The sequence below is a fragment of the Tateyamaria omphalii genome (genome assembly GCF_001969365.1).
Classification (GTDB): Bacteria; Pseudomonadota; Alphaproteobacteria; order Rhodobacterales; family Rhodobacteraceae; genus Tateyamaria; species Tateyamaria omphalii_A.
Genome location: NZ_CP019312.1, coordinates 3,695,001 through 3,721,423, shown reverse-complemented (window position 1 = coordinate 3,721,423; position 26,423 = coordinate 3,695,001). Strand labels below are relative to the sequence as shown.

Annotated in this window: 21 protein-coding genes, 1 tRNA gene and 2 rRNA genes (1 of these 24 only partly in view); 9 read left to right on the top strand and 15 right to left on the bottom strand. The window is 60.1% G+C overall.

Annotation, left to right across the window (positions count from 1 at the left end):
* Positions 1–424 precede the first annotated feature (424 nt).
* Genes BWR18_RS18635 through BWR18_RS18625 form a run of 3 tightly spaced genes read right to left on the bottom strand, consistent with a single transcriptional unit; the run spans position 425 to position 5,561 of the window.
* Positions 425–3,538 carry an efflux RND transporter permease subunit gene (locus tag BWR18_RS18635; protein WP_076629897.1) on the bottom strand — a complete coding sequence of 1,038 codons (3,114 nt, stop codon included), beginning with the start codon at positions 3,536–3,538 and terminating at the stop codon, positions 425–427.
* On the bottom strand, positions 3,535–4,902 hold the full coding sequence (locus BWR18_RS18630) for an efflux RND transporter periplasmic adaptor subunit (protein WP_076629896.1): 1,368 nt from the start codon (positions 4,900–4,902) through the stop codon (positions 3,535–3,537). Before BWR18_RS18630 ends, BWR18_RS18635 begins: the two co-directional genes overlap by 4 nt.
* Positions 4,899–5,561 carry a CerR family C-terminal domain-containing protein gene (locus tag BWR18_RS18625; RefSeq protein WP_076629895.1) on the bottom strand — a complete coding sequence of 221 codons (663 nt, stop codon included), beginning with the start codon at positions 5,559–5,561 and terminating at the stop codon, positions 4,899–4,901. The genes BWR18_RS18630 and BWR18_RS18625 overlap by 4 nt, the downstream gene beginning before the upstream one ends.
* Before the next feature lie 84 nt (positions 5,562–5,645).
* Between BWR18_RS18625 and BWR18_RS21930 the strand changes: the two genes are divergently transcribed.
* Entirely contained in the window at positions 5,646–5,975 is a 330-nt protein-coding gene (locus BWR18_RS21930; RefSeq protein ID WP_172839406.1) for a hypothetical protein, read from the top strand.
* Between the two features lie 29 nt (positions 5,976–6,004).
* Entirely contained in the window at positions 6,005–6,754 is a 750-nt protein-coding gene (locus BWR18_RS21925) for a MipA/OmpV family protein (protein WP_172839405.1), read from the top strand.
* A 55-nt stretch (positions 6,755–6,809) separates the two neighbouring features.
* Here BWR18_RS21925 and BWR18_RS18610 read toward each other — a convergent pair whose 3' ends face one another.
* Both BWR18_RS18610 and BWR18_RS18605 read right to left on the bottom strand, forming a co-directional pair.
* Positions 6,810–7,214 (bottom strand): hypothetical protein, encoded by a 405-nt coding sequence (locus BWR18_RS18610; protein ID WP_076629892.1) that lies wholly within the window; start codon positions 7,212–7,214, stop codon positions 6,810–6,812.
* Positions 7,215–7,311: 97 nt separating this feature from the next.
* Positions 7,312–8,244 carry an AraC family transcriptional regulator gene (locus BWR18_RS18605; RefSeq protein WP_083957790.1) on the bottom strand — a complete coding sequence of 311 codons (933 nt, stop codon included), beginning with the start codon at positions 8,242–8,244 and terminating at the stop codon, positions 7,312–7,314.
* Positions 8,245–8,424: 180 nt separating this feature from the next.
* On the opposite strand from BWR18_RS18605, the gene BWR18_RS18600 reads away from it, so the two are divergent.
* The 3 genes from BWR18_RS18600 to BWR18_RS18590 all read left to right on the top strand — a co-directional run bounded on the left by BWR18_RS18600 (position 8,425) and on the right by BWR18_RS18590 (position 10,118).
* Positions 8,425–9,147 carry an SDR family oxidoreductase gene (locus BWR18_RS18600; RefSeq protein ID WP_076629891.1) on the top strand — a complete coding sequence of 241 codons (723 nt, stop codon included), beginning with the start codon at positions 8,425–8,427 and terminating at the stop codon, positions 9,145–9,147.
* Positions 9,148–9,175: 28 nt separating this feature from the next.
* Positions 9,176–9,667 carry a nuclear transport factor 2 family protein gene (locus tag BWR18_RS18595; protein WP_216637309.1) on the top strand — a complete coding sequence of 164 codons (492 nt, stop codon included), beginning with the start codon at positions 9,176–9,178 and terminating at the stop codon, positions 9,665–9,667.
* A gap of 160 nt (positions 9,668–9,827) precedes the next feature.
* The gene (locus tag BWR18_RS18590) at positions 9,828–10,118 is read left to right on the top strand and encodes an Atu4866 domain-containing protein (protein ID WP_254684898.1); all 291 of its coding nucleotides are present in this window, start codon (positions 9,828–9,830) and stop codon (positions 10,116–10,118) included.
* A gap of 110 nt (positions 10,119–10,228) precedes the next feature.
* On the opposite strand, the gene BWR18_RS18585 is transcribed toward BWR18_RS18590, so the two are convergent.
* From BWR18_RS18585 to BWR18_RS18570, 4 genes are read right to left on the bottom strand one after another with little or no spacing between them, the layout of a single operon-like run.
* A complete protein-coding gene (locus tag BWR18_RS18585; protein ID WP_076629888.1) occupies positions 10,229–12,400 on the bottom strand; it encodes a xanthine dehydrogenase family protein molybdopterin-binding subunit in 2,172 nt (723 codons plus the stop codon).
* Between the two features lie 55 nt (positions 12,401–12,455).
* Entirely contained in the window at positions 12,456–13,478 is a 1,023-nt protein-coding gene (locus BWR18_RS18580; protein ID WP_216637308.1) for a Kelch repeat-containing protein, read from the bottom strand.
* A 52-nt stretch (positions 13,479–13,530) separates the two neighbouring features.
* Positions 13,531–14,532: an FAD binding domain-containing protein gene (locus tag BWR18_RS18575; protein ID WP_076629887.1), complete on the bottom strand. Its 1,002-nt coding sequence runs from the start codon at positions 14,530–14,532 to the stop codon at positions 13,531–13,533.
* Positions 14,532–15,155, bottom strand: a complete 624-nt coding sequence (locus BWR18_RS18570) for a (2Fe-2S)-binding protein (protein ID WP_076629886.1) — start codon at positions 15,153–15,155, stop codon at positions 14,532–14,534. The genes BWR18_RS18575 and BWR18_RS18570 overlap by 1 nt, the downstream gene beginning before the upstream one ends.
* 183 nt (positions 15,156–15,338) lie before the next feature.
* Here BWR18_RS18570 and BWR18_RS18565 point away from each other — a divergent pair, with 183 nt between their 5' ends.
* The 3 genes from BWR18_RS18565 (at position 15,339) to BWR18_RS18555 (ending at position 17,048) form a co-directional block, all read left to right on the top strand.
* A complete protein-coding gene (locus BWR18_RS18565; RefSeq protein WP_076629885.1) occupies positions 15,339–16,274 on the top strand; it encodes a LysR family transcriptional regulator in 936 nt (311 codons plus the stop codon).
* A gap of 129 nt (positions 16,275–16,403) precedes the next feature.
* Positions 16,404–16,607: a ParD-like family protein gene (locus tag BWR18_RS18560; protein ID WP_076629884.1), complete on the top strand. Its 204-nt coding sequence runs from the start codon at positions 16,404–16,406 to the stop codon at positions 16,605–16,607.
* A gap of 30 nt (positions 16,608–16,637) precedes the next feature.
* Positions 16,638–17,048 (top strand): DUF4440 domain-containing protein, encoded by a 411-nt coding sequence (locus BWR18_RS18555; protein ID WP_076629883.1) that lies wholly within the window; start codon positions 16,638–16,640, stop codon positions 17,046–17,048.
* Between the two features lie 262 nt (positions 17,049–17,310).
* Here BWR18_RS18555 and BWR18_RS18550 read toward each other — a convergent pair whose 3' ends face one another.
* Positions 17,311–18,189 carry a LysR substrate-binding domain-containing protein gene (locus tag BWR18_RS18550; RefSeq protein WP_076629882.1) on the bottom strand — a complete coding sequence of 293 codons (879 nt, stop codon included), beginning with the start codon at positions 18,187–18,189 and terminating at the stop codon, positions 17,311–17,313.
* Between the two features lie 83 nt (positions 18,190–18,272).
* Here BWR18_RS18550 and BWR18_RS18545 point away from each other — a divergent pair, with 83 nt between their 5' ends.
* A complete protein-coding gene (locus BWR18_RS18545) occupies positions 18,273–19,484 on the top strand; it encodes a GntT/GntP/DsdX family permease (RefSeq protein WP_076629881.1) in 1,212 nt (403 codons plus the stop codon).
* 775 nt (positions 19,485–20,259) lie between these two features.
* Here the strand turns inward: BWR18_RS18545 and BWR18_RS18535 are convergent.
* From BWR18_RS18535 to BWR18_RS18515, 5 genes are all read right to left on the bottom strand, one after another.
* A tRNA-Met gene (locus BWR18_RS18535) sits at positions 20,260–20,336 on the bottom strand.
* 92 nt (positions 20,337–20,428) lie between these two features.
* Entirely contained in the window at positions 20,429–22,363 is a 1,935-nt protein-coding gene (locus tag BWR18_RS18530) for a calcineurin-like phosphoesterase C-terminal domain-containing protein (RefSeq protein WP_076629880.1), read from the bottom strand.
* A gap of 123 nt (positions 22,364–22,486) precedes the next feature.
* A complete protein-coding gene (locus tag BWR18_RS18525; protein ID WP_076629879.1) occupies positions 22,487–23,266 on the bottom strand; it encodes an Fpg/Nei family DNA glycosylase in 780 nt (259 codons plus the stop codon).
* A gap of 123 nt (positions 23,267–23,389) precedes the next feature.
* Positions 23,390–23,504: ribosomal RNA gene (gene rrf, locus BWR18_RS18520) — 5S ribosomal RNA — on the bottom strand.
* A 125-nt stretch (positions 23,505–23,629) separates the two neighbouring features.
* Positions 23,630–26,423, bottom strand: a 23S ribosomal RNA gene (locus BWR18_RS18515) (it continues 31 nt past the right edge of the window).

Here is a 26,423-nt window from a genome sequence, read left to right as displayed (position 1 = left end):
GAGCAAGTGCGGGTGAACAGCAGCCTGAACATGGCTTTCTACCATTAGCGCAATTCGCTGCGGTAGAGACACGCGCTGGACTGACCCAAGAACTCAGAGATCAAACCATCGGACTGCACGCAACCTATCCGTCCACATGATCGAAGGAGAGTGCTTGCAGCGTTTACGGGTTTGGACGAACTGCGCCTTAGGCTCTGGACTCATTGAGTTTCACAGCCAGTAGATTACGAGTGCAGCCGTCGCATCGATCATCACGGTCTTCTCTTCGCCGTTCTCGGTGGACAGCTCGCCCGGTTCGTTGCGGCGATGATTGGTTGTTCCCCGATGCCGCAAGTACCGTCAAACGCCGACAACGGGCCCCGCCATGAGCAACCGGTCAACACGTCGGCGGAACTTCCAATCAGCACGCTTCGGCGGTTCAGCGTCATTCCGCTGGCGTTGCCTCCGGCTCATCTGCATAGGCGCGACTGTCGCGCCATTTCTGCAGGTTGGCCCAGTCGAAATAGATCGTCAGCGCCGATGGCAGCACAAAGATCGTCAGGAACGTCGACGACAGCAGGCCGAATGCCACAGCCGTCACAAGCGGCACCATGGTCTGTGCCTGGGGCGAGGTCTCAAAGATGATCGGCAGAAGACCCACAAATGTGGTGCTAAAGCTGAGCAGGACCGGGCGGAACCTGTGACGCACTGCCTCGATGGCGCCTTTGGCCGCACTGTCCTCGCTCTCCATCTCAAAGAACGTCAGAAACAGGATCGCGTTGTTGACCACGATCCCGGCGAGAGAAGCAAAGCCGACAAAGCTGGGCATCGCAAGGTCGATCCCCACGACCATGTGGCCCAACACCACCCCAATGATCGCAAATGGGATCGACAGCATCACCACAAAGGGCATCGTGTAGGAATGGAACTGGTAGGCAAGGATCAGGTAGACGCCGATCAGACCTACCAGAAGCGCCGTTACAATCGAGCTTTGCGTTTCCTGCTGTGCCTCCGTGGCCCCGCCGATGCCGACGCTGACATCCGGGTAAAGTTCCATAATCACCGGGGCGTATTCCGTCAGGACCACGTTTGAGATCGCGGTGGACGTGGTCGCCCCGCGATCAATCTGGCCGATGATCCGCGCAATTGCCTCGCCGTTCTGGCGGGTGATCTGGGTGTAGCCTTCCACGGAAAGGATGTCTGCCACCTGCGCCAGCGGCGTGCTGCCGCCCGATGGCAGCACGATGGGGAACTGCTCTAGCTCCGCAATGGTAGGCACGGTATCCGCTATCTCGACCCGCACTGCGATATCGGAAAACCCCTGGCTGAACTCATCGGTTTCAGAACCAGAGAATGCGGCGCGCAGCTGGCCTGTCAGGTTCTGGGGTGTCAGACCAGCCGCCGCACCGAAATCGTTCAGGTTCAGCTCTATCTGCGCCTGACCGCCGGAGAAGTCGTTGTAGGCCCCCGTCACATCCGGGCGCGCGATGAGGCGGGCATAGAGATCAGCCGTGGCCAATTCCAGCTGCGTCAGATCGCGGGAGGACAGCTGAACGTCCAGGTCCGACCCACCCGGCGTGCCGGATGTCTGGATGAAGCTGGACTGAGCGATGTCGGCCAAGGGCCCGGTCTTGTGCTCCCAGAGGGCCGCGACCTCGTCCGCCGTGACGTTGCGCTGCGCGCTTTCCAGCAGGTCCACAGTCACAGTCGCCGTATGCGGACCATTGCTTCGGACGTCTGAGTTGGTGGCATAGCGCACGAGCACCCGTTCCACGAGGGGCTGGCTGCCGTCCGTCAGTGGGGAGAGTTCCGCATCAACAGCCTCGATACCGTCGAGGATCCGCGCCACTGTCATCTCGGTTCGCTCCAGCGGGGAGCCGGCGGTCAATGCAATTCGGGCTTCAATCGTGTCGCCTTCGGTCGTCGGAAATCCGACCACCTTGATCGTGCCGGACGTGATCAGCCCGACGCTTGCGATCAAAACACCGAATGTCAGACCCAAAGTCGCATAGCGCCATTCCACGCAGAAACGGGTGATAGGTAGGACGGCCTTTTCCACGAGCGCTTCGATCATGCGGGGCACAAAGCGCCGGTTCTGCTTCTCTCGGTTTGCATGCACGTGGCTCAGGTGGTTGGGCAGCACCAGAAATGCCTCGACCAAGCTGACGGCCAGTACGACCAGCAGGACGATGGGCACGACTTCAAGGATCGAGCCAAGCTCCCCCGACAGAAACATCAGCGGCGTGAATACGCAGGCAGTTGTCAGGAAGGACGAAAACACGCCAGGTGCAACTTCGGCAGAGCCCTTGTAAGCGGCCTGCTTGTCGCTGCCCCGTCCCCGCCATTTATCGATGTTGTCGGCGATGACGATGCTGTCGTCCATGATCAAACCCACAGCCATGAGCATCGCGATGAGCGAGATCATGTTGATGGTGATCCCCATCGCATTCATGATGAAGAACGCGCCGAGGAAGCTGATGGGCAGGGTCGCCGAAATCCAGAAAGCTTCCTTGAAGCTGAAGACCAGCGACATCACGAGCAGCACCAGCACAAGCCCGACACCGGTATTTGTCGCGATGACGCGAATGCGGTCCTGAATATTCTCGGTCTCGTTGTTGACGATTGTGATCTCGAACGGGTCCGGGAGGCGTTCCTCCTCCACGTCGATGATTTCCTGCACTTGCGCAAAGGCATCGATGGCATCGGCAGGTCCGGTTTTCAGCACGCGGATCGTTGCGGCGGTCTGTCCGTCGATGATGGATTGCAGCTCTGGCTGGGCGTCGATCAGCCGGACGTTCGCAACGTCCGAAACCCGGACGAAGCCGCCGACGCTGGTTTCGCGGATGACGATGTCTTCAATACTCACCGCCGACCGCCGGACACCCTCATAGCGCAGCGTGACGTCGAGCGTATCGGTCTGCGCGGTGCCCAGCGGTTGGTTGAACGACCTAGCATTGATCGCATCAATCACGTCGCGTGCGGACATGCCATAGCGTCGCAACGCCGACTGATCGAGGGCGACACGGAACTCCTGCTGGCTGATCCCGCCCACCTCCGCGTCGGCGACCAGAGGCAGCGCGGACAGGCGTACGGCCAGTTCGTCGGCATAGCGCAACAGCCCGCCTTGCCCGTCGATTCCGGAGATAGCGAGCAAGAGGATCTGCTCCTCTTGGCCCGCGATGGCGACAGTCGGCTCTTCGGCATCAGCCGGTAGTCCCTGTATCGCCTGCACGTCCGAAAGCGCATCGTTGAAGAACTGCGAGATATCGCCGTCTTCTACCATCGTCAGGGTCAACGTGGCCCGCCCTTCGGTAGATTCGCATTCGATATCGTCTAACTGCGAGAGACCATTGAGCGACGCATCGAGTTCGGCGCAAACCTGTTCATCCACATCAATGGCGGACGCGCCAGGATAGAGGACAGTGACCGTCACCCGCGAGGGCGTGAACTCGGGGAAGCTTTCCCGCTCGATCCCGGTTAAGACGCTCAGACCCAGAATGACCGCAGCAAGCATCAGGATGTTCGCCGCAACCGGATGCAGCACGAAATAGCGGATCATTGCGAGATATCCTGCGCGGCCGTCTGAACGCTGTCCCGGACGGGGGCGAGAAAGGTGCCCAGAATGGCGGGCTCCGGTGGGGTCAGGACCAGCGTATCGCCAGCCGCAAGACCGGACGAAATCACCATGTCGCCTGCGCTGCGCCCCGCAACGGTCACGTCTCGCCGCGCGAGGCGCGTGTCGTCGTCGACGACATAGACGTAAGCACCGTCCTCTTCCTCGATAAGCGCGGACCGGGGCACGACGGCCTGCGGCTCTTGCGTTGATCCCTGGAAGAGGACGGCGACAAAGGCTCCGTTCGTGAGTGGTGGGCGCCTTGTTGCGGGGTCCGGTATGCCGGCACCGTCTACTTCGGCAACGATGCCGATTGTGCCGGTCGTGTTGTCGACGGATCCATCCAGCCGGACGATCCGGGCCGGGTAGCGGTAGTCGGTCCCCTGCGACAGAACGACCGTCGCCGAGATGCCAGCGGCGTTCAGAGCGTTGATCGCCGCATCCGTCTCGAACGGGTTGAACCGCTCGATGACGTCAGCCGCGTCGGGGATCAGCAGCGCAAGGGCAGACGACATCGCTGCCGGTTGCACCTCGGCCACGATCTCGACCGTGTCGCCGCCCGCAATCGTCAGCAACCTGTCTCCGGGCCGGATGTAGACGCCTTCGGCTGCGTTCTCCTCCAGAATCCGCCCATCGAACGGCGCGATGATGCGCGTGTCCGAAAGGTTGCGTTCGGCCTCTTCCACGTCAACGCGACGCGATGCGAGTGTCGCCTCGGCGCTTTCGCGCTGCACAGGAAAAAGCGCAAGGGCGTTTTCAAGGTCCAACACCCGCCGCTGCTGCGAAATCAGGTCTCGCTGCACTTGTTCCAGCGATGCGATCGAAGTTGACCCGCTTTCCACGAGGGCTGCCCTGCGATCCACATCCGCCTGAACAACGGCCTCGATCTGTTGCTCCAGCGCCAGCTGTTCGGCAGTGTTTTCTTCTTGGGCGTTCAGTTCTGACAACTGGGTTTCGGCGATAGCCAAGTTGGCCTCGGCGCGCGCAAGCGCGATCTCGTAGTCCCGTGGATCAACCTCGATTATCACCTGGCCTTCGGACACAAATCCGCCCACGGCTAGGTCCTCGGTCGTCGAGATGATTTGCCCGTCGACCTGGCTGATCGCCTCCCAAGTACGGACGGGCTCGACCCGGCCATATCCCGTCACAGAGACTTCGACAGGTTCAAGGACAACCTCTGCGACCCGCACCGGAACCAGTGGCCGTACCCCATTGCTTGTCGCGGGCTCAGGACCCCGATTGTTGATGATCATAAAGGCCCCGATCCCCACGGCGATTGCAGGGATGAACAAGAGGATACGCCAATTCATAGAAGTGCCTTCAGGTTGCGATCCATCGGGTAGATGGCATCGATCAATTCAGGGACGTGGTTTTTCAGGGTGTCCCATCCCATGGCCTTGCGTGTAATAGCCTCGGCCGTCAGGAAGAACGTCGTCTGGCCAATGATCGCGAGCGCCCGCAGACGTGCGATAGGGCTGTCAGCCGGAAGGTCTTCAGCGCAGGCGACAAGCGCGGACATCAGATCGATGTGACCCCCCAACACCTCCTTCAAAAACAGGTCCGCGCCACGACCGTTCATCAGGATCTCACGGCGCATGAACCGACCTTCCGAGCGGGACGATTGTTTTTGAGCATCGCGAAGGACCGCCCCGACAATCACTCGGATCGCGCTGCGCGCCTTCTCCGGCGTCAGCAGAGCGGGATCATCGGCAAGCAGGTCGAGCATCTCTCCCGGGCCTTCGACGTTCATGCGCTGCGCGACAGCAACGACGCAGGCGTCGTACAGCCCTTCCTTGGATCCGAAGTGATACTTGATGGAGGAGATATTGTGCCCCGCGTCTCGCACAACGGCCCGCACCGAGGTCGCCTCGAACCCGTGCTCCCCGAAATGCGCCAAGGCCGCACGGACCAAGTCGGCCTTGGTCGTCCCCTCGTCAGGCGCGCTCTTCGCTGGCTGAGTTTCGCCCATCCGCGATGCTCCCTTCAAACATTCGTTTGACTCGTTCTAGCGGGCGAATATACCTCAAACAAGTGTTTGAATCAGGAGATGCACATGTCCTTCAAGATCCTGCCGGTCCTCTGCGCCATCGCCCTCGCTACGCCGACCGGTGTGGCCGCAGAAGGCGACGCCGCCATCGCGGAACACATCACGGGCAACTCCTTCGAGATGCGGCGCATGGGTATGCGAATGCAGATGACGTTTCTCGAAGGTGGCACGTTAAGCATGCAAGGGCCGATGGGCGAGCGAAGCGGGAGCTGGTCCCTTTCGGGGACGGAGCTTTGCCTGACCACACCCCGCGGCGATCAATGCGGCACTGTGTCGGTGGCGGCCAATGGTGGCCTCACGATGGGCAACGGCCAGACCCTGAATCCCGCAAACTGAACACGTCTACGAACAAAGGCCTACGCAGTATGAAACTCCAACACTCGGTCATCGCTCTGCTCATTTTGGCGTGTGGCCTTTCCCCGGCTCTCGCGCAGCAAACCCCGGAAGGGTTTTCCCTCGGCGTCGGGATGGCCTATTCAAACTCGATCTTCACAGGCGAAGGCAGCGACGTCCAAGCCCTGCCGCTGTTGCGCTACGAGTCTGAACGGTTTGGCGTCGGCATCCCCGAAGGCCTCCGGGTAACAGTATTCTCCAACCCACAGGTCCGCCTGAGCGGCGTCATCTCCCCACGCTTTTCGGCCCTGGATGACCCGGACAGCGCGTTTCTGGATGGGATCGACCGAGACATCACTGTCGATGGCGGGGCCCAGTTGCGCTACAGCTTTGCCCGCGGAACGCAGTTGCAGCTTCGCGCTGTCACCGAACTTACCGATGAGCACGGCGGCCAGGAAATCTCGGCAGAGCTAAGCCAGGCGATCCCGCTCGGTCGAACGCCGCTGCTTGTCTCTGCGGGCCTCACATGGCTCAGCGATGACCTCGCGCGGTACTCCTACGGTGTTCTTGCAAGCGAAGCCTTAGCGGGCCGACCCGAATACGATCCTGGCGATGTCATCATCCCCCATATTGCACTGACATCGGTCTTTCCGATCAATGATCGCGTCAATCTGGTCGGCTCGGTGCGTGCAGAATTCCTCCCAGACGAGGTCACCGACAGCCCGATCGTCGACGAAGACATCGGTGTGAGCACGTTCCTGGGACTGACCTATCAGTTTTAGGAGTTCCAGGGCTTGGTGCCGTAAATAGAGTCGGCACATAAAAGCTGAGCCTGACTTAGGTTGGTATTTCCTCACAAAAAGACCAGGCCTTCTTTTGTCGTACTTGAATGGTCACCAAGCGGGACAAAACCGACCTGAGGTTTTCAGCCTTTGCTAACGCAGCATCGCACTGCAATTGTGACGCATTTCTTGCTGCATTGCGCCCCATGTCGCGGAAGCGGTTTTTGACTGTAGGTTTCGAACGCATGATCAAGATCGCACTTTCGAGGCATTTTGTTGGTCGATCCAATATCTCGCGTCTGTTGCCGGGCAGACCGATGTTGAGTGCCCTAGGCACATCGGTCACCAGCATAGCGTAAAAGGTGGCTAAACGTCTATGAACGCTATTCTTATTGAGCTCAAACGGAACGAGAACGACGTTCTGTGCCAGACTGCGCAGAATGCTTTTAACAAAATACATGCTCACACCGGGCTCAGACGACTTTTGTCAAAAAAAGAACAAGGCGCCACTGGGCCACCGCGGTCTGTTCAACATGTGCCAGCACGCAGCCCCACCATTACGGCATGTCAGGAGAAAAGAATGTCCGCGAGAGCGTTTCAACATCGCGGATCGGGGGTTGGCCAAACAGGCGATGATATTCCCGGCTGAATTGGGATGGGCTTTCGTATCCGACCGAGAATGCGGCTTCGGCAGCGGTCCGGTTCTGAAACAGCATCAACCGCCGCGCCTCATGCAGCCGCAATTGCTTGTGGTACTGGAGCGGGGTCATCCGGGTGATATCCTTGAAATGTTGATGCAGCGCCGAGTGTTGCAGACCTGAGAACTCGGTCAGTTTTTTCATCTCGAACGGCGCGCGATAATTCTGGCGCAGCCAAGTGATGGCCCGCGCGACCTGCGCCCCACGGCCAAGGCCGAGCACGTTGTACACAGCCAGTTGCCCCTGTTGGGTCCGCATCACCCGGTAAAGCAGCTCGCGCTCGTAAAGCGGGGCCAGAACAGCGATGTCGTCAGGGGTCTCGACAAGACGTGAAAGGCGATCGGCGGCACCCAAAACCTTGGCGGTCGTCTCGCCCAAACACAGACCTGGACAGGAAGCCGGCCGCTGAACGGTCTTGTCCGTGCTTGCCAGACACTCGGTCGCCAGCTGCGCAAGCCGATCCGTAGACACGTCAAGCCGCAGGCACAGATAGGGGCGGGATGGCATGGCCTCGATCACTTGCCCGACAATGGGCAGATCGAAGGACACCAGCAGATGGTGCGCGGGATCGTACTGGATGACCTGATCCGCCAAAACGACCCGCTTCGCCCCCTGAACAACGATGCAAAGGGCGGGCGCATGGACTGTGTGAATTTCCTGGGTTGGATGCGCGCTGCGTATCAGGTGCAGACCCGGTACATCCGTTTGGTGCACGCCATCGCACATGGCGTATCGAGCAATACGCCGCGCCAGGGTGTCAAGCGACACAGCGGTGGTTGCGTCATCCATCATGGGCCCGATCAATATGGGGCGCGGGCGCTTTGTCGACCAGGTGTCGCGCCATCATGCCGCGCGCCGGAGGATCAGGCAACAATCCCGTTTGATCGGTCTATCAGCACCCCGAGCGGCCGCATACCTCTGCGGTTGCGGCAAGGGTGACCTTGTACGCACGCATGACATCAGGAGAACACCATGGACAAAGTCATCCTTATCACCGGCGCATCCAGCGGCATCGGTGAGGGCATTGCACGCGAATTGGGCGCGGCGGGTGCCAAGGTCCTGCTGGGCGCGCGGCGCGGCAACCGGATCGAGGCACTTGCCCAAGAGATCGCCAACAATGGTGGCACGGCCAGGTCGATGACGCTCGACGTGACCGACCGGGATGCAATGCAGGCGTTTGCCTCACAGGCCATCACAAATTGGGGCCGCATTGACGTTCTAGTGAACAACGCCGGTGTCATGCCGCTGTCCCCGCTGTCCGCCGTGAAACTCGATGAGTGGGACCAGATGGTAGACGTAAACGTCAAAGGCGTCTTTTGGGGCATTGGGGCGGTCCTACCGCAGATGGACAAGCAGCAATCCGGCCAGATCATCAACATCGGCTCCATCGGCGCGCTTTACGTCGTGCCGACCGGCGCGGTCTATTGCGCAACGAAGTTTGCGGTGCGCGCGATCACCGACGGATTGCGGCAGGAAAGCCCGCATATCCGCACCACCTGCGTCAATCCCGGCGTGGTGGAAAGCGATTTGGCGTCGACCATCACCCACGAAGAAACCAAGGGGGCAATGGATGCGTTCCGGTCCATCGCCTTGCAGCCCGCCGACATAGCCCGCGCCGTCCGACAGGTGATCGAGGCACCAGCCGACGTCGACACGACCGAAATCACCATCCGCCCCACGACATCCGCCGCGTGATCCGGATGCCATGCAGGAGAACAACACGATGACACTCAGACAAATCGTCCTTTTCTTTGGCGGTGCCTTGGCGATGACCCCGACAGCGAGCCTCGCGCAGACACCCGCAACCACCGCTGAGAACGAGCGTATCATCACCGAGGCGTTCGAGACCTGGCAGCAGGGCACCTATGTCTTCGGCGATATCCTGTCCGACAATATCGTCTGGACGATACACGGCACCGGACCCGTCGCAGGCGTTTACACGGATTTCGATGCTTTCATCGAAGAAGCCTCCCGACCGGTCACAAGCCGCCTGACCGCACCCCTGTTGCCCGAGGTGCACCATATCTGGGCCGACGGCGACCAAGTGATCGTTCGCTGGGACGGCAGCGCACCGACAACGGGCGGAGGCATCTATGAAAACCAGTTTCTCTGGATCATGACGATGCAAGATGGGCTGGTCACGCACGCCGAAGCCTTCCTTGATCTTCGCGCCTATGACGCGCTGGTCGACAACAATGAACCGCGTTCCGAATGATCCGGACAGGGGCGCATCCCGCCTCGTTCACCTTTGTTGCAAAGGCGGCACCATGCACATCCACCGCCATTCCAAACGGAGACTAAACCATGCCTTGCGCACCTTTTTTCTCGCAATCGTGGCCACGCTAATGGCGACGTCAAACTCCCACGCACAGTTTGTGACGACAGACTTTCCCCGCTCGCCGCGCCCGGCCGAGGAAACGAGCCCACAAGATCACGCCTTCATCGGCATGTGGATCACCGAAGACGGCCATATCCGCCACGAATTGCTACCCAATGGCCGCTACGACGAAGCTCGCGGCACAAGACAAAGCGCCTACCGTGGCCGCTATCGTGTCACAGGCGATATCATCCAGTATTGGGACGACACGGGCTTTTATGCCGATGGGCGGTTCCGCGATGGGGTCCTGTACCATGCGGGCTATGTCTTTTACCGAGAGACCGAATAGGAGAGCGACGTAACGGTCCCGGTGCGATCCCGGAGTGGATTTTGGCGACCCAAGTCCCACAACCACACGATCATCTTGAATGCTTGAGTCCTATGGGATCTGCGCACGCGTCACATCAAATCTTCAACCCGGATCGGCAAGTGCCGCACCCGTCGCCCTGTCGCATGGAACACCGCGTTTGCAACCGCCGCGCTGACACCAACCATTGCAACCTCACCGATGCCTTTGACGCCAGATGCGTTCAGCGCAAGATCCGGCTGGTCCAAAAGCTCGACCGAGATGTCGCCGATATCCGCGTTGACCGGCATGACGTAATCGGCAATGTCGTTGTTCAACACAAACCCATATCGCGGGTCGATCTCTGCAACCTCGTGCAGCGCCGCGCCGATCCCCCAGACCACACCGCCATGAATCTGACTGGTCGCTGTCCGGTGGTTCATCACGCGCCCGCAATCGGCCACGGACACGACACGGGGCACCCGGATCTGCCGCAGCGTCGGATGCACGCGCACCTCGATGAAATGCGCAATCCAGCTGAAGGCGACCAAATCGTTGTATTCCGGTCCGATGGCAGCGGGCGCGCCGCGCAGCATCCGGTCAAGATGCGCCTGCGTCTGATCCAGACCCAATTGCGTGACCGACACCTCCAGATAGGGGCGCCGCACCGCCATCAACCTGGCATGGACGTCGTCGCCCGGCTCAAGAGGGCCTAGCAGTTCCGTCAGTGCGGCGTGCATACGCTCCGCCACCGCACGGGTCGCCGGAACCGCACTGCCCGTGCCCCATGATCCTGCGGTCAGGTGTTGCGGTGCCGCGCGCGTATCACCCATCCGGATCTCCATCCGGTCCGGATTGACGGCCAGGACCTCCATCAACTCGGACGCCACCGCACTCCGAATGCCCTGACCCATCTCGTGCCCGGTGATGGCCAGTTGCGTCACACCATCCGCCCGGATGCGCAGCCGCGCAATCGCCGGGCACATGGATCCCTTATACGCACCGGCAGCGACGCCCCAGCCGATTTGCGACCCGTCCTCGGCCCGCATCGAGCCCGGCGCAGGCACGCGCCTATCCCAGCCAAAGCGCGCGGCGCCACGCTCAAGGCATTCGTTCAACGTCCGGCTGGAATAGGGCTTTCCCGTGATCGGGTCGCTGCCCGCGTCATTTGCCAGGCGCAGCGCGACGGGGTCGATCTCCAGCGCATAGGCCAGTTCATCCATCGCGCTCTCAAACGCGTAGCTCGCGGGATGTTCGTGTGGCGACCGCATGTGGCCGGGCGGTGAGCTGTCAACCCTCACCAGCCGTTCGCGCCCTGTCCAGTTGGGGATCCCATACACGCGGCTCACCGTCTCGTTATGCGCCGAGCCTAGAAATTGGTCATAGCGTCCGTTTTGCTGATCGCTTTCATAGATGGCTCCGGTGATCTGACCGTCTCGCGCCGCGCCCAGCTGAATGCGGTGGTGGCTCGCAGGCCGATGAGAGGCCGTGTGAAACAGCTGCGCACGCGGCATCACCAGCTTGACCGGACGGCCAAGTGCGATGGCCGCCCGTGTCACCAGCACCGACTGTAGTTGCAGCACATTCTTTTGGCCAAAACCGCCGCCCGTATAGGGACTGAGCGCATCGACCAAATCGGGATCCAGACCAAGCGCCCCGGCGGTGCCAAATTTGATCGCCGCCGTGTTCTGGGTGCCTTCGCGGATGACGATGCGCCCCTCTTCAACCAGCGCCGTGGTCGAGATCAGCTCCATCGGGTTGTGGTGGTTCTGCGGATGGTCATACGCGGCCTCGATCGTGATCTCAGCCGCGTCCAGCGCCCCGGTCGCATCGCCCGCCTCGATCGTGGTTTCGAACGGCTGCGGTTCTGCCCCGGGCGCGCCCATTGAAGCGGTGAAGGGCGCTGGCGCATAACTCACATGCACCAGCCGCGCCGCCTCTGCTGCCGCTTCCAGTGTCTCCGCAACCACCATCGCGACGGGCTGACCCCGAAACAGGATGTCGGTCCCGGTCATCGGCTGAAATCCGGGCTGGTTGCCGCCAAGGGTGGCAGGGGTCACGCCAATGTCGCCGAAGTCTTCGTGCGTGAAAACCCGAACGACACCGGGCTCTGCGATGGCCTCGCGCGTATCAATCTGCGTGACACGGCCCTTGGCGATGGTCGCAGGCACCGTCATGGCGTGCAGAAGGCCCGGGATCGGCACATCGGCGGCAAACAGCGCGCGGCCCAGCACCTTGTCGCGGGCATCGGTCCGGGGGCGGTCGGGGGTCGAGGTCAGAGTCATGGCAAGCTCCTTCCGACCCGGCAGGGGTGCCAGGCCGGTGCTAGAGAGAGTGGGGTCAGCGGGCGACAGTCAGCATTTCGTGGGCGTCGACATCGCCGGCACCGGTTTCAGTTGCACCACCGATGGTAAAGATGCGCGTATCTATGGCCGCAGCGGCCAATCCGTGGCGCGGCACGTTCAGGTCCGGCATCGCCGCCCACGCGTCGGTCGCTGGATCATAGACCCAGCCATCGGCGAACACCTCTTGCGAGGGGCTCCATTGCTCGCCGCCAAAGACATACAGCTTGCCATCCACGGCTGCGGCAGCCAGACCGCCTGCCCCTCGGGGCATAGGCGCGCGCACGGACCATAATCCGGTTTCGGGGTCAAAGACTTCAAGTGCCGCGACATTTACATTGACCCCGGACCCATCGGCTTGGCCTAGGTACTGACGCCCGCCCACAACATAGATCTGTCCGTCGATCACGGCGCTTGCCGCGCTGTTGCGCGCAGTTGGGGCGTCTATGCCACGCGACCACATGCCGGTCGCGGGATCAAAGACATCGACGCGCCCGGTATCCCGGTGCTCGGTAAAGCTTGCCGCCCCTTCGGTTCCGCCCACGCGGCCCCCGATAACGAAAATGCGCCCGTCCGCGACGGCAGACACGTGCTCTCCGCGCGCGACGGGCAGATTGGGGAGATCCCGCCATTCACCCCGGGCCAGATCGAACGCATAGGCGGACGCCTCGGGCCGCCAGTCCGGAAAGCCCCCCGAAAATCCGCCAACGGCATAGATCACATCGCCCAGCGTCGACAGCGTGATATGGTGGCGCGCCGCCGGAAGATCGGGCAGCTCTCGCCAGCTGTCGCTGGTCGGATCATAGGCCAGAAAGTCATCCCGCACGGCAGACGCACCTTCGGCGAGCCCGCCCGCTGTAAAGATCAGGCCCTCATGCGTGGTTGCGTAAATCTCTTGCCGGGGGGACGGCATGGCGGCCGCGTTGGACCAGCCGGGCTGGGCGTGACCGGTGCCGCCAAGCGACAGCGCGCCCGCGGCACACAAGGTAATTGTAACGGGGAAGGTGAATGAACGTGTCATATGATCCGTCTTCCTTTCTGTAAGGTGGTTGGTTTTGGAAAGTCTGGTCAGGTCATTGCGCGGCCCGGTGGGCGGCGATCATCACGGCATCGGCGATCACTTCGGCCCCGAGGGTCAGCTTGAATGCGTTCTGACGACCGGGCCGCGCCCGGGCAAAGGCTGCTTGGCCCGCCGCAAGCGCACGGGCGCGGGTCAACGGCTGGCCATCCAGCATTGCTTCGGTCTCGGGCGCGTGCCATGGGATCGTGCCCACACCGCCAAGGGCCACGCGCGGGCGCCGCATGATGTCGCCGTCCATCTCAAGAACGACCGCAGCCGACGCCAGTGCAAAGGCGTAAGAAGCGCGGTCACGAATCTTGTGATAGGTTGATCCACGCGCGGCCGTCTTGGGCACCGTGATGGCTGTGATGATCTCACCCGGAACGAGGTTGAACTCGAAATCAGGCGTCGCCCCCGGCAGATGGTAGAGATCTGCGATGGGCACCGTCCGGATACCGTCAGGCCCCAGGAGGTCGATGGACGCATCAAGGGCCAGCAGCGCGACAGGCCAATCGCCGGGCGACACGGCTGTGCAGGCATCCGATGTGCCCAGCACCGCCTGCCCACGATCCCGCCCACCAAGAGCCGCGCATCCCGATCCCGGCGCCCGCTTGTTGCACGGATACGTTCCGTCGGCTCCATTGCGAAAATACATGCAGCGGGTGCGTTGCAGCAGATTGCCGCCCACCGTGGCCATGTTCCGCAACTGTTGCGACGCCGCCGTGGTCAGAGATTCAGCCAGAACCGGATAGTCGTCCCGGACAACGGGATGCGCCGCAACATCAGCCATCAACGCCATCCCTCCAAAGTGCAGGCTGTCGCCGTCCGTGTCGATCCCGGTCAGGCTCTCGATCCCGCTCACGTCGACAAGGTGGTCGTGGTGCTCGATGCCCAGCTTCATCAGATCGTAAAGCGACGTGCCTCCGGCAATGTACCGTGCACCGGCACCGGCGGTCCTGAGCGCCTCGATCGCAGCTTCGGGCGTTGTGACACGTGTATACCTCAGCGCCTGCATCAGCTGTCTCCCATCCGCGCGGCGGCGTCCTCGACCGCTGCGATGATCCCGACATAGGCGCCGCACCGACAGATATTGCCGCTCATGTACTCGCGGATCCGGTCGGGGCTGGTGGCATTGCCTTCGCGCACGCAGGCGACCGCCGCCATGATCTGACCGGGTGTGCAGTAGCCGCATTGCAGCGCGTCATGGTCGATAAAAGCCTGCTGCATCGGATGCAGGCTGTCGCCGTCCGACAGCCCCTCGATCGTCGTGACCACGCGACCGTCGATCTTGGCCGCCAGCGTCAGGCACGACGCGACCCGGCGCCCGTCTATGTGAACGGTGCAAGCACCGCACTGGCCGTGGTCGCACCCTTTCTTGGCGCCGCTCAGACCCAGGCGCTCGCGCAGCAGATCAAGCAGCGAGGCGCGCGCGTCAATCTCAAGCGCATGTGCCGTTCCGTTGATCATCGTCGTAACGGGCACTGTCCAACCCGGCTCGGTAACGGGTACGGGGTCCGGCGCGGCGCCCTGGGTCAGGGCCTTCCGAGGCAAAAGCGCGCCAGTCGCTGCCGCGGTTCCGGCGCCCAACGCGCCCCGCCGGGTCAGTCGAACACAAGATATTCGATCATCGTCGCTCATAAAGACCTCCAGTCTCCGGTGCGTGCCGGGCCTGCCTTGGGCGGGTCGGCGACGCGTTGCGTGTCTGTGCTGAAGGACTTGTGGATGCGCGATTATTCCTCAACATCGGCATATGAAAATCCGTTATCCGGTTTGCGGATAACGTGAGGACCAAAGCACACCAGAACCAGAGGGCCGGGCCGCATGCTTGAACAGGACTTTCGGAAGATCGACCTCAACCTGCTTGTCGTTCTGCGCAGCCTTTTGACGACCTTGAGCGTGGGCCAAACCGCCAAGCTGCTTGGGATGAGCCAGCCGGCCATCAGCCGCGCGCTCGCATCGCTGCGCGAGTTGTTCGATGACCGCCTGCTGGTGAAAAGCGGATCCAAGATGACGGCGACACCCCGCGCGCTGGAATTGCGCGCCCCGCTCGAGGACGCGCTGGCAAACGTTCTGCGTGTTCTTGAACCCGCTGCGGTGTTTGAACCGGCGCACTCCCAACGCAGGTTTCGGATCGCGACCACGGATTATGGCGCAACGGTCGTCTTGCCGCGCCTTGCGGCGCGTTTCTTTCGGCAGGCACCCAAGGCAGAGCTGGATATCAAACCTCTGACACCCACGTCATTCGACGAGTTGGGCAGCAACGATCTGGACCTGATGTTCTACAGTGACAATCCGGTACCCGAGGCCCTGCGCGCCAAGGAAATGTACCGCGAACGATTTGCATGCATCGTGCGGCCGGGCCATCCGCTTGCGCGCACGGCTGACAGGGCCATCGGTCTGGACGATTACTTGTCCTATGCGCACATCCTGGTGACAGTCACGGGTGGGCGCACCGGTCCCGTTGATCGAGAATTGGCTAACTTGGGAAAAGAGCGGCACATCGCGCTGGTCCTGCCATATTTTGCCGTGGCCGCGCTGGCCGCAGCAAGCTCTGATCTGCTTCTGACGATGCCGTACCGTGCTGCCAAAACCTTTGCCGATACGATGAACCTGACGCTGCTTGAACCGCCGGTCGAACTTGGCGACTTCGGGTATCGCGTCGTTTGGCACGAACGCGTGCAGAACGATCCCGGACATGTTTGGCTGCGCCGCATGATCAGCGACGTCATGCACTCGAAATCGGGCGATAGCAGCTGACGAAACGGGCCGGATGTGGCGATACGGTGCCCAAATGTGGCCCAATCGCTTTTGTGGTTCTTTCCCTGCACCTTTGATTGCAGTATATACGAAGCATTTACATATCGTATATCTCTTACAGGGGCAGCCATGGGACTGGTCAAAATCGACGAAAGCCTGCACGAAGATGTTCGGCGTGCCAGCACAGTGATGTGTCGATCCATCAACGCGCAGGCCGAATTCTGGATGAAGATAGGAATGCTGGCAGAGGCCAACCCAACCCTCGCGTTCACCGACATTGTCCAAATGCAGCTTCAATCAGCCACAGCCGCAGCCGAAACCGATGTCGCCTGAGCGATCATGCCTATGACCCGCCCAAGGCCTATGTTCCAGGACGAAATCACGGCCTTTTTCGCCAGTTACATCGACGCCTTCGCACGCGAAGATGCCGCCGCCCTGAGTGAACTATGGGACGACGTCGGCCTGTTTCCCTCCCCGACCGGCAATTTTTCAATGGATCGCGTGGCGTTCCGAACCCATTGCGAAATGTTGATGGGCTTTTACCGCAAGCAAGGCGTCGTCACACCCAGTGGCGACCTGCTGTCGGCACAAGAACTGTTCCCCGGGGTGGCGCAGGCCCGGATGGCGTACCGGATGCTCGGCGCGAACGGCACGATCATCGTCGCATGGGAACATGTCTATATCCTTCGGAAAACGGGCGAACGCTGGCGGGTGTCATTGACCATCGCCGATGACGAGATGGCAGCATGGGCTGCTGTCGGTGCGGAACTTTGAAAACCGGCCGTTTTGTGCCGCGGGCTACGAGTTCACCACCCGATATGCACTGCTTCCTCAATGGATGACCGTTCCCTTCGCTGTCCAGCAGCAGAGGCCCTGTCACACATTTGCGTTTTTTCTTCGCCACTCACACGCGCAGCAAAAAACTAAAAAATCTCCTTTGGGCTCTGTTTGGACCCTGACTGAAATCCGCATCAACAAACGACCACGGGACAAGGGGTGACCCTGCTGCGAACAGCCCAAGGACCGCTTTCAAACTTTACTCTTCGAACTGGCCGATAAGCCAATTTTTCACTGCATTGATCGCCGGTGTGGGTGCCATGCCTTTGGGTCGTACAAACCAATAGGCGTGGCTAGCATCCAGCGAGATAGTGAAAGGGGTCACGAGCCGTCCGGTTGAGATGTCATCCGCAACAAGCAACGAACGCCCGAGGGCGACCCCTTGCCCCTCGACCGCCGCCTGCAGGATCGCGCCATCGTCCCCCAGGCGCGGACCCGTGGGTGGAGGGTGCGAACACCCGGCGGCGTCGAACCACGCGGGCCAGTCTTCAGGAATGTCCCCACACAAAAGCGTGGCGCGGTACATGTCGGCTGGCGCGCGCAACGCGTGTTCTTCGGCATAGAGTGCAGAGCACACGGGCGTCACTGTTTCCGTGCCCAGTTTGAGTGCGTCCAGATCGCGTAAGGGCGCCGGGCTGTACCGAATGGCGGCGTCAACGCCTTCCGCCGTAAAATCCACGAGATGCCGGGAGGCCGTGATGCGCAGATCAATGTTCGGGTGCGCCGCCATGAACGCGCCTAAACGCGGTGCAAACCAACGCGCCGCGACCGATGGCAGCATCGACAGCGTGACAACCTGATCGGACGCCCGCGCATCGGCCACGGCAGACCACGTGCGCGCGAAAGCATCCCCAAGCTGGCGCGCCAGCCGCTCGCCCGCCGGGGTCACGCTTAGCCTTGCGCCCTTCCGTCGAAACAGCGCAACACCGAGCGTTGCCTCCAGATCCGACACCTGACGCGACACACCGCTTTGAGTGATGCCAAGCTCCTCACCAGCAGCGGTAAAGCTGCCACACCGAGCTGCAGCCTCGAAGACCTGAAGGGATCGAAGCGGTGGCTTTGCATGAGTCTGGCGCATGCTGGCTCTCATGTTTTCTCATTTAGCCGGAGTTCAGCTTGCGTTTAACATGAGTTTTACTCAGATAACAGATCGGACCCACCATGGCAGATGCGTCTTCGACACAGCCCACATCCTCCAGTCTAAAAAGCTATGCGCCGGATTTGCCGCTTGTGATCTGGATGGTGCTCCTGACACTGATGCTTGGGTTGTCCGCCGGTATGGGTGCAGACGAGGTTGTCGGGGTGTTCAACAGCGGCTTCGGACGCGCCCTCGGCGAGTTTGCCTTGATCCTCTTGCCCTCGTTTACGCTGGCGGCGGCACTGTCGCGGCAGAACATCGCGTCAAATGCGGCGGGCCGGACGGTCGCGCTGGCCTCACCGTTTGCGGGCGCAGGCATGATCTGTCCCGACACCGCCTATGCCGCTCTTTCTCCGGCGGCAGGGCGCTACAAGATGGATACGGCATTCGGCGCCTATGCGGGGTTCAAGCTGCTTTATCCTGCAGGTCCCTTGATTGTCGCGGCCGGGCTTGGTGTCACGGGTGCGGCCGGGGTCGAACCCGCCATCCTGCTCTTGTTCGGCGCGCTGTTGACGCTGCCGGTTTGGGCGGCGGGCGTGATCTGGGGGCGCTTCGCGACCCGAGGCAATGCAGCGCAAATCGAAGCGGAAAGCGGGGTGGACAACGGGCGCTTGCTGAGGGCCTTCGCACCGTTTTTGGTGATGGCTGGCTTGCTGGTCGCGGGCGGTGTTGTCGGCCCGACGGGTATCGGAGCATTGGACTTTCTCTTGCTGCCCAAGGGTGCGCTGATCACCGCCGCGATCCTCGCCCTTTTGCAAACGCCATCGGACGAGAGGCGCGCGTGTCTGGACAGCGCGGTTCGACGAACAGGGTCCCTTCTCCTGGTCATCGGGGCCGCAAGCGCCTTCGGGGCCGTGCTGACGGGAATGGTGGCGCTGAACAATCTGGTGCCACAGGGCGATGGGGCGCTCACCCTGATTGCGCTCTTTGCTTTGACTGTGTTGTTCAAGCTGGCCCAGGGATCGTCGATGGCGACCTTTGCCGCCATCGCACCCGTCGCGGCGCCGATTGTGCTGGCCAGCGGCGTCAACGAGATCGCTGCCGTTTTTGCGATCTGTCTCGGATCATTCATCGCGATCTTACCCAACGATAGTTACTACTGGCTGGTCCGGCGGGACGCGCTGCCTGATGAGCAAAGCGAAGGGCGCGCCATCGGCATCCTGACGGGCGGAGCAGTGCTGCAGGCGTTGGTCGGAATGGCCGTTCTTCTGGCGGTGGTGGCCCTATGGCCCTGATAGACATCACAACCCGAAGACCGGAATGATCTGAGGCCGCAGTAGCAGTTTTCGATGCAGAAGGCCCGGCAAAAGGTCACGTCACCTTCCGGGATACGTCGCACGACTGGCGCGGCTTCAATGCGCGTTTTCTGACCAAATGCGAACTTCCCCTGATTGCAAAGACGGCAGGACTGTCGCTGCCTGGGCTGGTGTCAGCTCAATCTCCACCCGCCCGGTCTGCCAAGGCGTGGGTGATGCCTCGGTCAACGTGCCGCCTGCGGTAAGGATGTGGGCTCGGCCGCCTTTTGATGGACGATTTAGTATTGGCGTCCGGGAACGCCGGAAACAGGACGCTGGTCGCCCAGATCTTCCCGGAGAACGAAACCAGCCTGTCACTCCATGCAACCTTGGGATTCGAGGCCATCGGCACGAGGGAAAAACCGGGAAAGATGAGCTACGGCCCCTTAGAAGGCCGGTGGCGAGACGTTCTTACGCTGGAAAGGCGACGTGAGGTCATCCGGTGAAAAAGCTGACGTAGACGTTCATGCAAGCCGCAACATCGGCAAAAGTGGGCTCTTCGCCGACCTCACGACTTCTTTGAATGACGACCTCGCTCGGCCGAAAGCGACGGAGGCGCTGCGCGACCTGGTGTCAGAAGTTCGGATGGTTTCCGATGACGATGACGAACATGGACATGCAATTGAGCTTTATGGGGAGTTCGGGGCGGTTCCAAGTCTGGCGGATGATGGAAACGACAAACCCCGCCGTTTGACGGGCGGGGTGTCGGTTCCAATGGTTGCGGGAGTAGGATTTGAACCTACGACCTTCAGGTTATGAGCCTGACGAGCTACCGGGCTGCTCCATCCCGCGCCATTTGGTTCGGGTGATGTACGCCGAGTCGCGGGGGACCGCAAGACCGTCCCCCACATTTGCTGTCAGAAAACCGTCATAAATTCGCGCACCTATTCCCAGAACTCGGCCTGCCATTCCAGGTTCGGCAGTTCTTCGACCACCTCGAAGGCAATCGTGTCGCGATATACCCGGTCGTGGCGGTCGGTCACGGTGATCTCAACCGTGTGCAAGCCGACAGGCAGGTCGTTTGGCATGTCCAGACGCCACAGGTGGCTGCTGTTATCGGTCAACATCCAACCCTGAAACGGGTTGGCCTTGCCGCTCCACGACGTGCCCTGCCAGGTGGTGAAACCGGCGGTCTCATCGCCACCATCGACCGACCGCGCGGCGATAGACCCTTGGGTCGACTGCATCGCAAGCGCCAGCGGGTCGGCATAGTCCACACCTTCCAGCTTCTCCTCGCCCGTGCCGGACTGGGTCCGCTCGGCCGGCATCGCGTCACCGCCATTCAGGCTTGCAAACACGACGGACGAGGCCGAGCCGTTCCAGACATTGACAGTCAACCACGTGCCCTCGGCCAGATCATCCGTGGTCAACATCAGCATGTCGCCCAGATCACGGCGCACCACAGGGGGCGTCTGGTCAAACTCACGCTCATAGAGCGCGCGATACGTCAGCAACCGCTCAGCCCACTCGCGAAAACGCGGCGTGTTGAAAGACGCGTGAAACTGTTCATCCTCATGGGTGTGGAAGGTGCGGTAGGTGTCGACAAACTCCGGCCCGTTGAACGCCAACTCATAAAACCCACGCGGGCTGCCCAGGCGCTGCGTGCCATGCGGTACCCCTTGGGCGTTCAGATCACCCGCCCACCAGCTGCCCGACAGGCCGCCTGCGATGATCTGGTGAAAGGGCGCGGGACCCACATTGGTGTTCTCTTCCCACCCGTGGAAATGCTCGCCTTTTTCAATGTTTTCAGTGGTATGCGTGTGACCCGCCAAACCCAGAACCGGGCGATCGCCCAGCACGGCAACCAGTTCATCCAGGTTGTCGGTCTGGTGTTTGGCAGCCGTGTTGTCGGTAAAGGTCTGAAACGGAATATGCGCTGTCAGAACAATCAACTTGTCCTCGGGCACGTTGGCCAGATCATTCTCCAGCCATTCCAGCTGTCGGCCCGTGATCACACCGTTATAGGTGTGGTTGGCGTCCGTTGCACAAAACGGGTGCGGATCGACGCCGTTGCAAGGGTAACGCACGTTGTCCAGACCGACGAAATGCACATCGCCGATGTCAAAGGAGTAGTATTCCGGGCCCCACTCACGTCGGAACGTGTCAAAGCTGTCCTTGTCATCCTCGGCATCAAAATCAATGTCATGGTTGCCGCCGACAAAGTATTGCGGGGTCTGGCCCACGGCGATGATGGACTTGAACCGGGGATAAAGCGACAGATCATCGCCCATCACGTCACCTGCAAAGATCAGGCATTCGGTGTCGGACAGATCGGCAGTGGCCAACATCTGGCCTGCGGTGTCGCGCACATAGCCAATCTCGCGATTGGTATAGGCCTGTGCATCACCAAAGATCAGACAGTTGAACTCGGCTCCCACCGCGTCCTCGATCAGGGGGAAGTTGACGGCCTCGGGCAGCGGCCCAGTTGGATCAATCCCACCAAAACGCAGGTCGGGCGACCCATCAACCTTGTGAATATAGGCGAATTGCGGAACCATATCAGCGCTCACCGGGGTCGCGTACCCGGCAGGCTTTGTGACCATCAGGTTCATGTCGTCATAGGCGGGCAGCTCATACGTGCCATCTTCGGCCGTCAGAACGACCTCGCGCCCGTTGGACACCTGCACATTGGGCAAACCCGCCTCACCCGGGTCAAGTTGCGCGTTGCGATTTTCATCCAGAAAAACTGTGCCGCGCGCCATGTCGGCGCCGTCACCAGCACCACGCACGACATGAACGCCGCCGATATAGGTGGGATCCTTCGCCAATACGGCACCCGCAAGGGTACACAGAGCGGTCAGTGTCAAAATTCGATGCATGGGAAAGCCTTTCGCTGGAACGTGCAACAGGCATAGTCAGGCGAGTCGGTGACGCCCATTCAAGCATACCGTGAATTTTGAACGACAGATCTGTGACAGGCGGCGGTCTGCCGATACGGGCGGTCAGACGCCCTGGCAGCGGGCACAGTAGTACAATGTGCGGGCCGAGATTTTGGTCACTTCAACGGCGGATTCGCAAGTTGGGCACGCCTCTTCTGCATAGATGTTGACGCGCTCCTGGATGTCCTGACCTGCAGCGGGCAGTTCGCCATTCGTGATGATGGAATTGTAGGTTACACCAATCTGCATCAGCGAACGCATCTCCGTCCAAAGCCGCTGCAATGTGTCTTCGGGCACATCACATCCGCGGGCGAACGGGTTCAAGCCCATCAGCCAAAGGATTTCAGTCCGGTAGATGTTGCCGATGCCGGATATCACCTGCTGGTTCATCAGCAATGTTGCGATGGGCGCGCGGCTTTTGCGGATACGGGCGATGGCACGGTCGGGCTCGTCCGGCTCCGCCAACAGGTCGGGCCCATACTTCATCCGAAATGCCGTCAGATCATCGGCCGTCAAGATCTCACAAACCGCAGGTCCGGTGATGTCGATGACGTGCGACACGGATTCCATGCGGATACGGACGACATCGCGCGGCGGATCGGCAGGTTGTACATTGCGATAAATGCGACCGGCAAGCCCCAGATGGATATGAAGGTGATCTCCACCTTCAAACTGATACAGCAGATGCTTGCCCAACGCCTCAATGGCGGTGCAAACCTGCCCGTCAATGCGCAGCGCACCTTCGGCAAAGCGACCCTGCGGCGATGTCGCAGCGATGCGTTTGCCCACCAGCATTGGGCGCTGGTCTTGTGCAGCGCGGTGTATCGTGTGGCCTTCGGGCATGGGATGATACTCACAAAACAGTCTTGCTTAGACACAGCGACGTAACGCAAAGCGTTGGCTGTTAAAGGCTGGATTGTGGGGTAAATGTCATCGTCAGAGAGATACACTTAAAGGGCTTTTTAGGTTTGGCAGTGACCTACTCTCCCACGCCTTAAGACGCAGTACCATCGGCGCTACAGCACTTAACGGCCGGGTTCGGGATGGGACCGGGTGTTTTGCTTGCGCTATGACCACCAAACCGAAAAAGCCCTTTAAGTCCAAGTCATGTACGACTGTGCCAGCCGCCTCAAGTAGCGAAGCGGTAGGCAATTGAAGTGTGTGTATGCTCTTGATGTATCTTTCGAAGTCTTGCTTCTACTGGATCAAATCAAGCCTATCGGACAATTAGTACCAGTCAACTGAACGCATTACTGCGCTTACATCTCTGGCCTATCGACGTGGTGGTCTACCACGGTCCTCAGGGATACCTTGTTTTGAGGGGGGCTTCCCGCTTAGATGCCTTCAGCGGTTATCCTGTCCGATCATAGCTACCCAGCACTGCCGTTGGCACGACAACTGGTCCACCAGTGGATCGTTCACCCCGGTCCTCTCGTACTAGGGGCAACTCCTCTCAAGTATCCTACACCCACGGAAGATAGGGACCGAACTGTCTCACGACGTTCTAAACCCAGCTCACGTACCTCTTTAAACGGCGAACAGCCGTACCCTTGGGACCTGCTCCAGCCCCAGGATGAGATGAGCCGACATCGAGGTGCCAAACACTGCCGTCGATATGGACTCTTGGGCAGTATCAGCCTGTTATCCCCGGCGTACCTTTTATCCGTTGAGCGATGGCCCTTCCACTCGGGACCACCGGATCACTATGGCCGTCTTTCGACTCTGCTCGACTTGTCAGTCTCGCAGTCAGGCTGGCTTCTGCCATTGCACTCAACGAGCGATTTCCGACCGCTCTGAGCCAACCTTCGCGCGCCTCCGTTACGCTTTAGGAGGCGACCGCCCCAGTCAAACTACCCGCCACACAGGGTCCCGGATCCGGATAACGGACCGCGGTTAGACATCAAGCAATGCAAGGGTGGTATCTCAAGGGTGGCTCCACAAAGACTAGCGTCTCTGCTTCAAAGCCCACCACCTATCCTGCACATGCATGGCCTGATGCCAGTGTGAAGCTGTAGTAAAGGTGCACGGGGTCTTTCCGTCTAACCGCGGGAAACCTGCATCTTGACAGGTAATTCAATTTCGCTGAGTCGATGTTGGAGACAGCGGGGAAGTCGTTACGCCATTCGTGCAGGTCGGAACTTACCCGACAAGGAATTTCGCTACCTTAGGACCGTTATAGTTACGGCCGCCGTTTACCTGGGCTTCAATTCAAGGCTCTCACCTCTCCTTTTAACCTTCAGGCACCGGGCAGGCGTCAGACCCTATACGTCGTCTTGCGACTTCGCAGAGCCCTGTGTTTTTAATAAACAGTCGCCACCCCCTGGTTTGTGCCCCCAGCCCCTAGTTGCCTAGGAACCGGGCCTCCTTCTCGCGAACTTACGGAGGTATTTTGCCGAGTTCCTTCAACATCGTTCTCTCAAGCGCCTTGGTATGCTCTACCAGTCCACCTGTGTCGGTTTAGGGTACGATCTCACGGAGGGCTATTTCCTGGGACTGATTAGCGGCCCACCCAATCCGATAAGGGTGAACAACCTTCACAATCCGTCACATCCTCCTGGCCCAGGAATATTAACCTGGTTCCCATCGACTACGCCTTTCGGCCTCGCCTTAGGGGTCGGCTTACCCTGCTCAGATTAGCTTTAAGCAGGAACCCTTGGACTTTCGGCGAGAGTGTCTCTCACACTCTTTGTCGCTACTCATGTCATCATTCTCACTAGTGATCTCTCCACCGGATCGCTCACGCGCCGGCTTCACAGAAAGCTCCTTGTGTCCAATCCGCCCGAGGACGGTAAGGACACATGGAACTATGTCACACTACGCTCTGCTACCATGCCTTACGGCATCCTAAGCTTCGGCTCATGGCTTGAGCCCCGTTACATCTTCGCCGCAGGACAACTTATTTAGACCAGTGAGCTGTTACGCTATCTTTAAAGGATGGCTGCTTCTAAGCCAACCTCCTGGTTGTTTTGGTCGTCCCACTTGCTTTCCCACTTAGCCATGAATTGGGGGCCTTAGCTGTAGGTCAGGGTTGTTTCCCTCTCCACGACGGACGTTAGCATTCGCCGTGTGTCTGCCATCTAGTACTCCCGGGTATTCGGAGTTTGGTTAGGATCAGTAAGCCTGTGGGGCCCCATTACCCATCCAGTGCTCTACCCCCCGGGGTATTCGGATGACGCTCTACCTAAATAGATTTCGCAGAGAACCAGCTATCTCCGAGTTTGATTGGCCTTTCACCCCTAGGCACAATTCATCCCGACCTTTTTCAACAGGTGTGGGTTCGGCCCTCCAGTAAGTGTTACCTTACCTTCAGCCTGATCATGCCTAGATCACTCGGTTTCGGGTCTGATCCACCTAACTCGACGCCCTATTAAGACTCGCTTTCGCTGCGCCTACACCTAACGGCTTAAGCTTGCTAGATAGACCAAGTCGATGACCCATTATACAAAAGGTACGCTGTCAGGCCGCAAGGGCCCTCCAACTGATTGTAGGCGTTCGGTTTCAGGTACTGTTTCACTCCCCTCGTCGGGGTGCTTTTCACCTTTCCCTCACGGTACTGGTTCACTATCGGTCAGTAAGGAGTACTTAGCCTTCGAAGGTGGTCCTCCGATCTTCAGACAGAATTTCACGTGTTCCGCCCTACTTAATACGTCCAATCATGCTTCCTATACGGGGCTGTCACCCGCTATGGCCGACCTTTCCAGGTCGTTCTAGTCACACTCATGGCTCGACTGGTCCCCGTTCGCTCGCCGCTACTAGGGGAGTATCAATTGATTTCCTTTCCTCCGGGTACTTAGATGTTTCAGTTCCCCGGGTTTGCTCTTATAAACCTATGTATTCAGTCTATAAGTACCTGGTTCAGCGACATATTGAGTGCTTGCGCAACAATATGAAACTGTCAGGTGGGTTGCCCCATTCAGAGATCCATGGATCAAAGCTTATTCTCAGCTCCTCATGGCTTATCGCAGAGTATCACGTCTTTCATCGCCTCTTACTGCCAAGG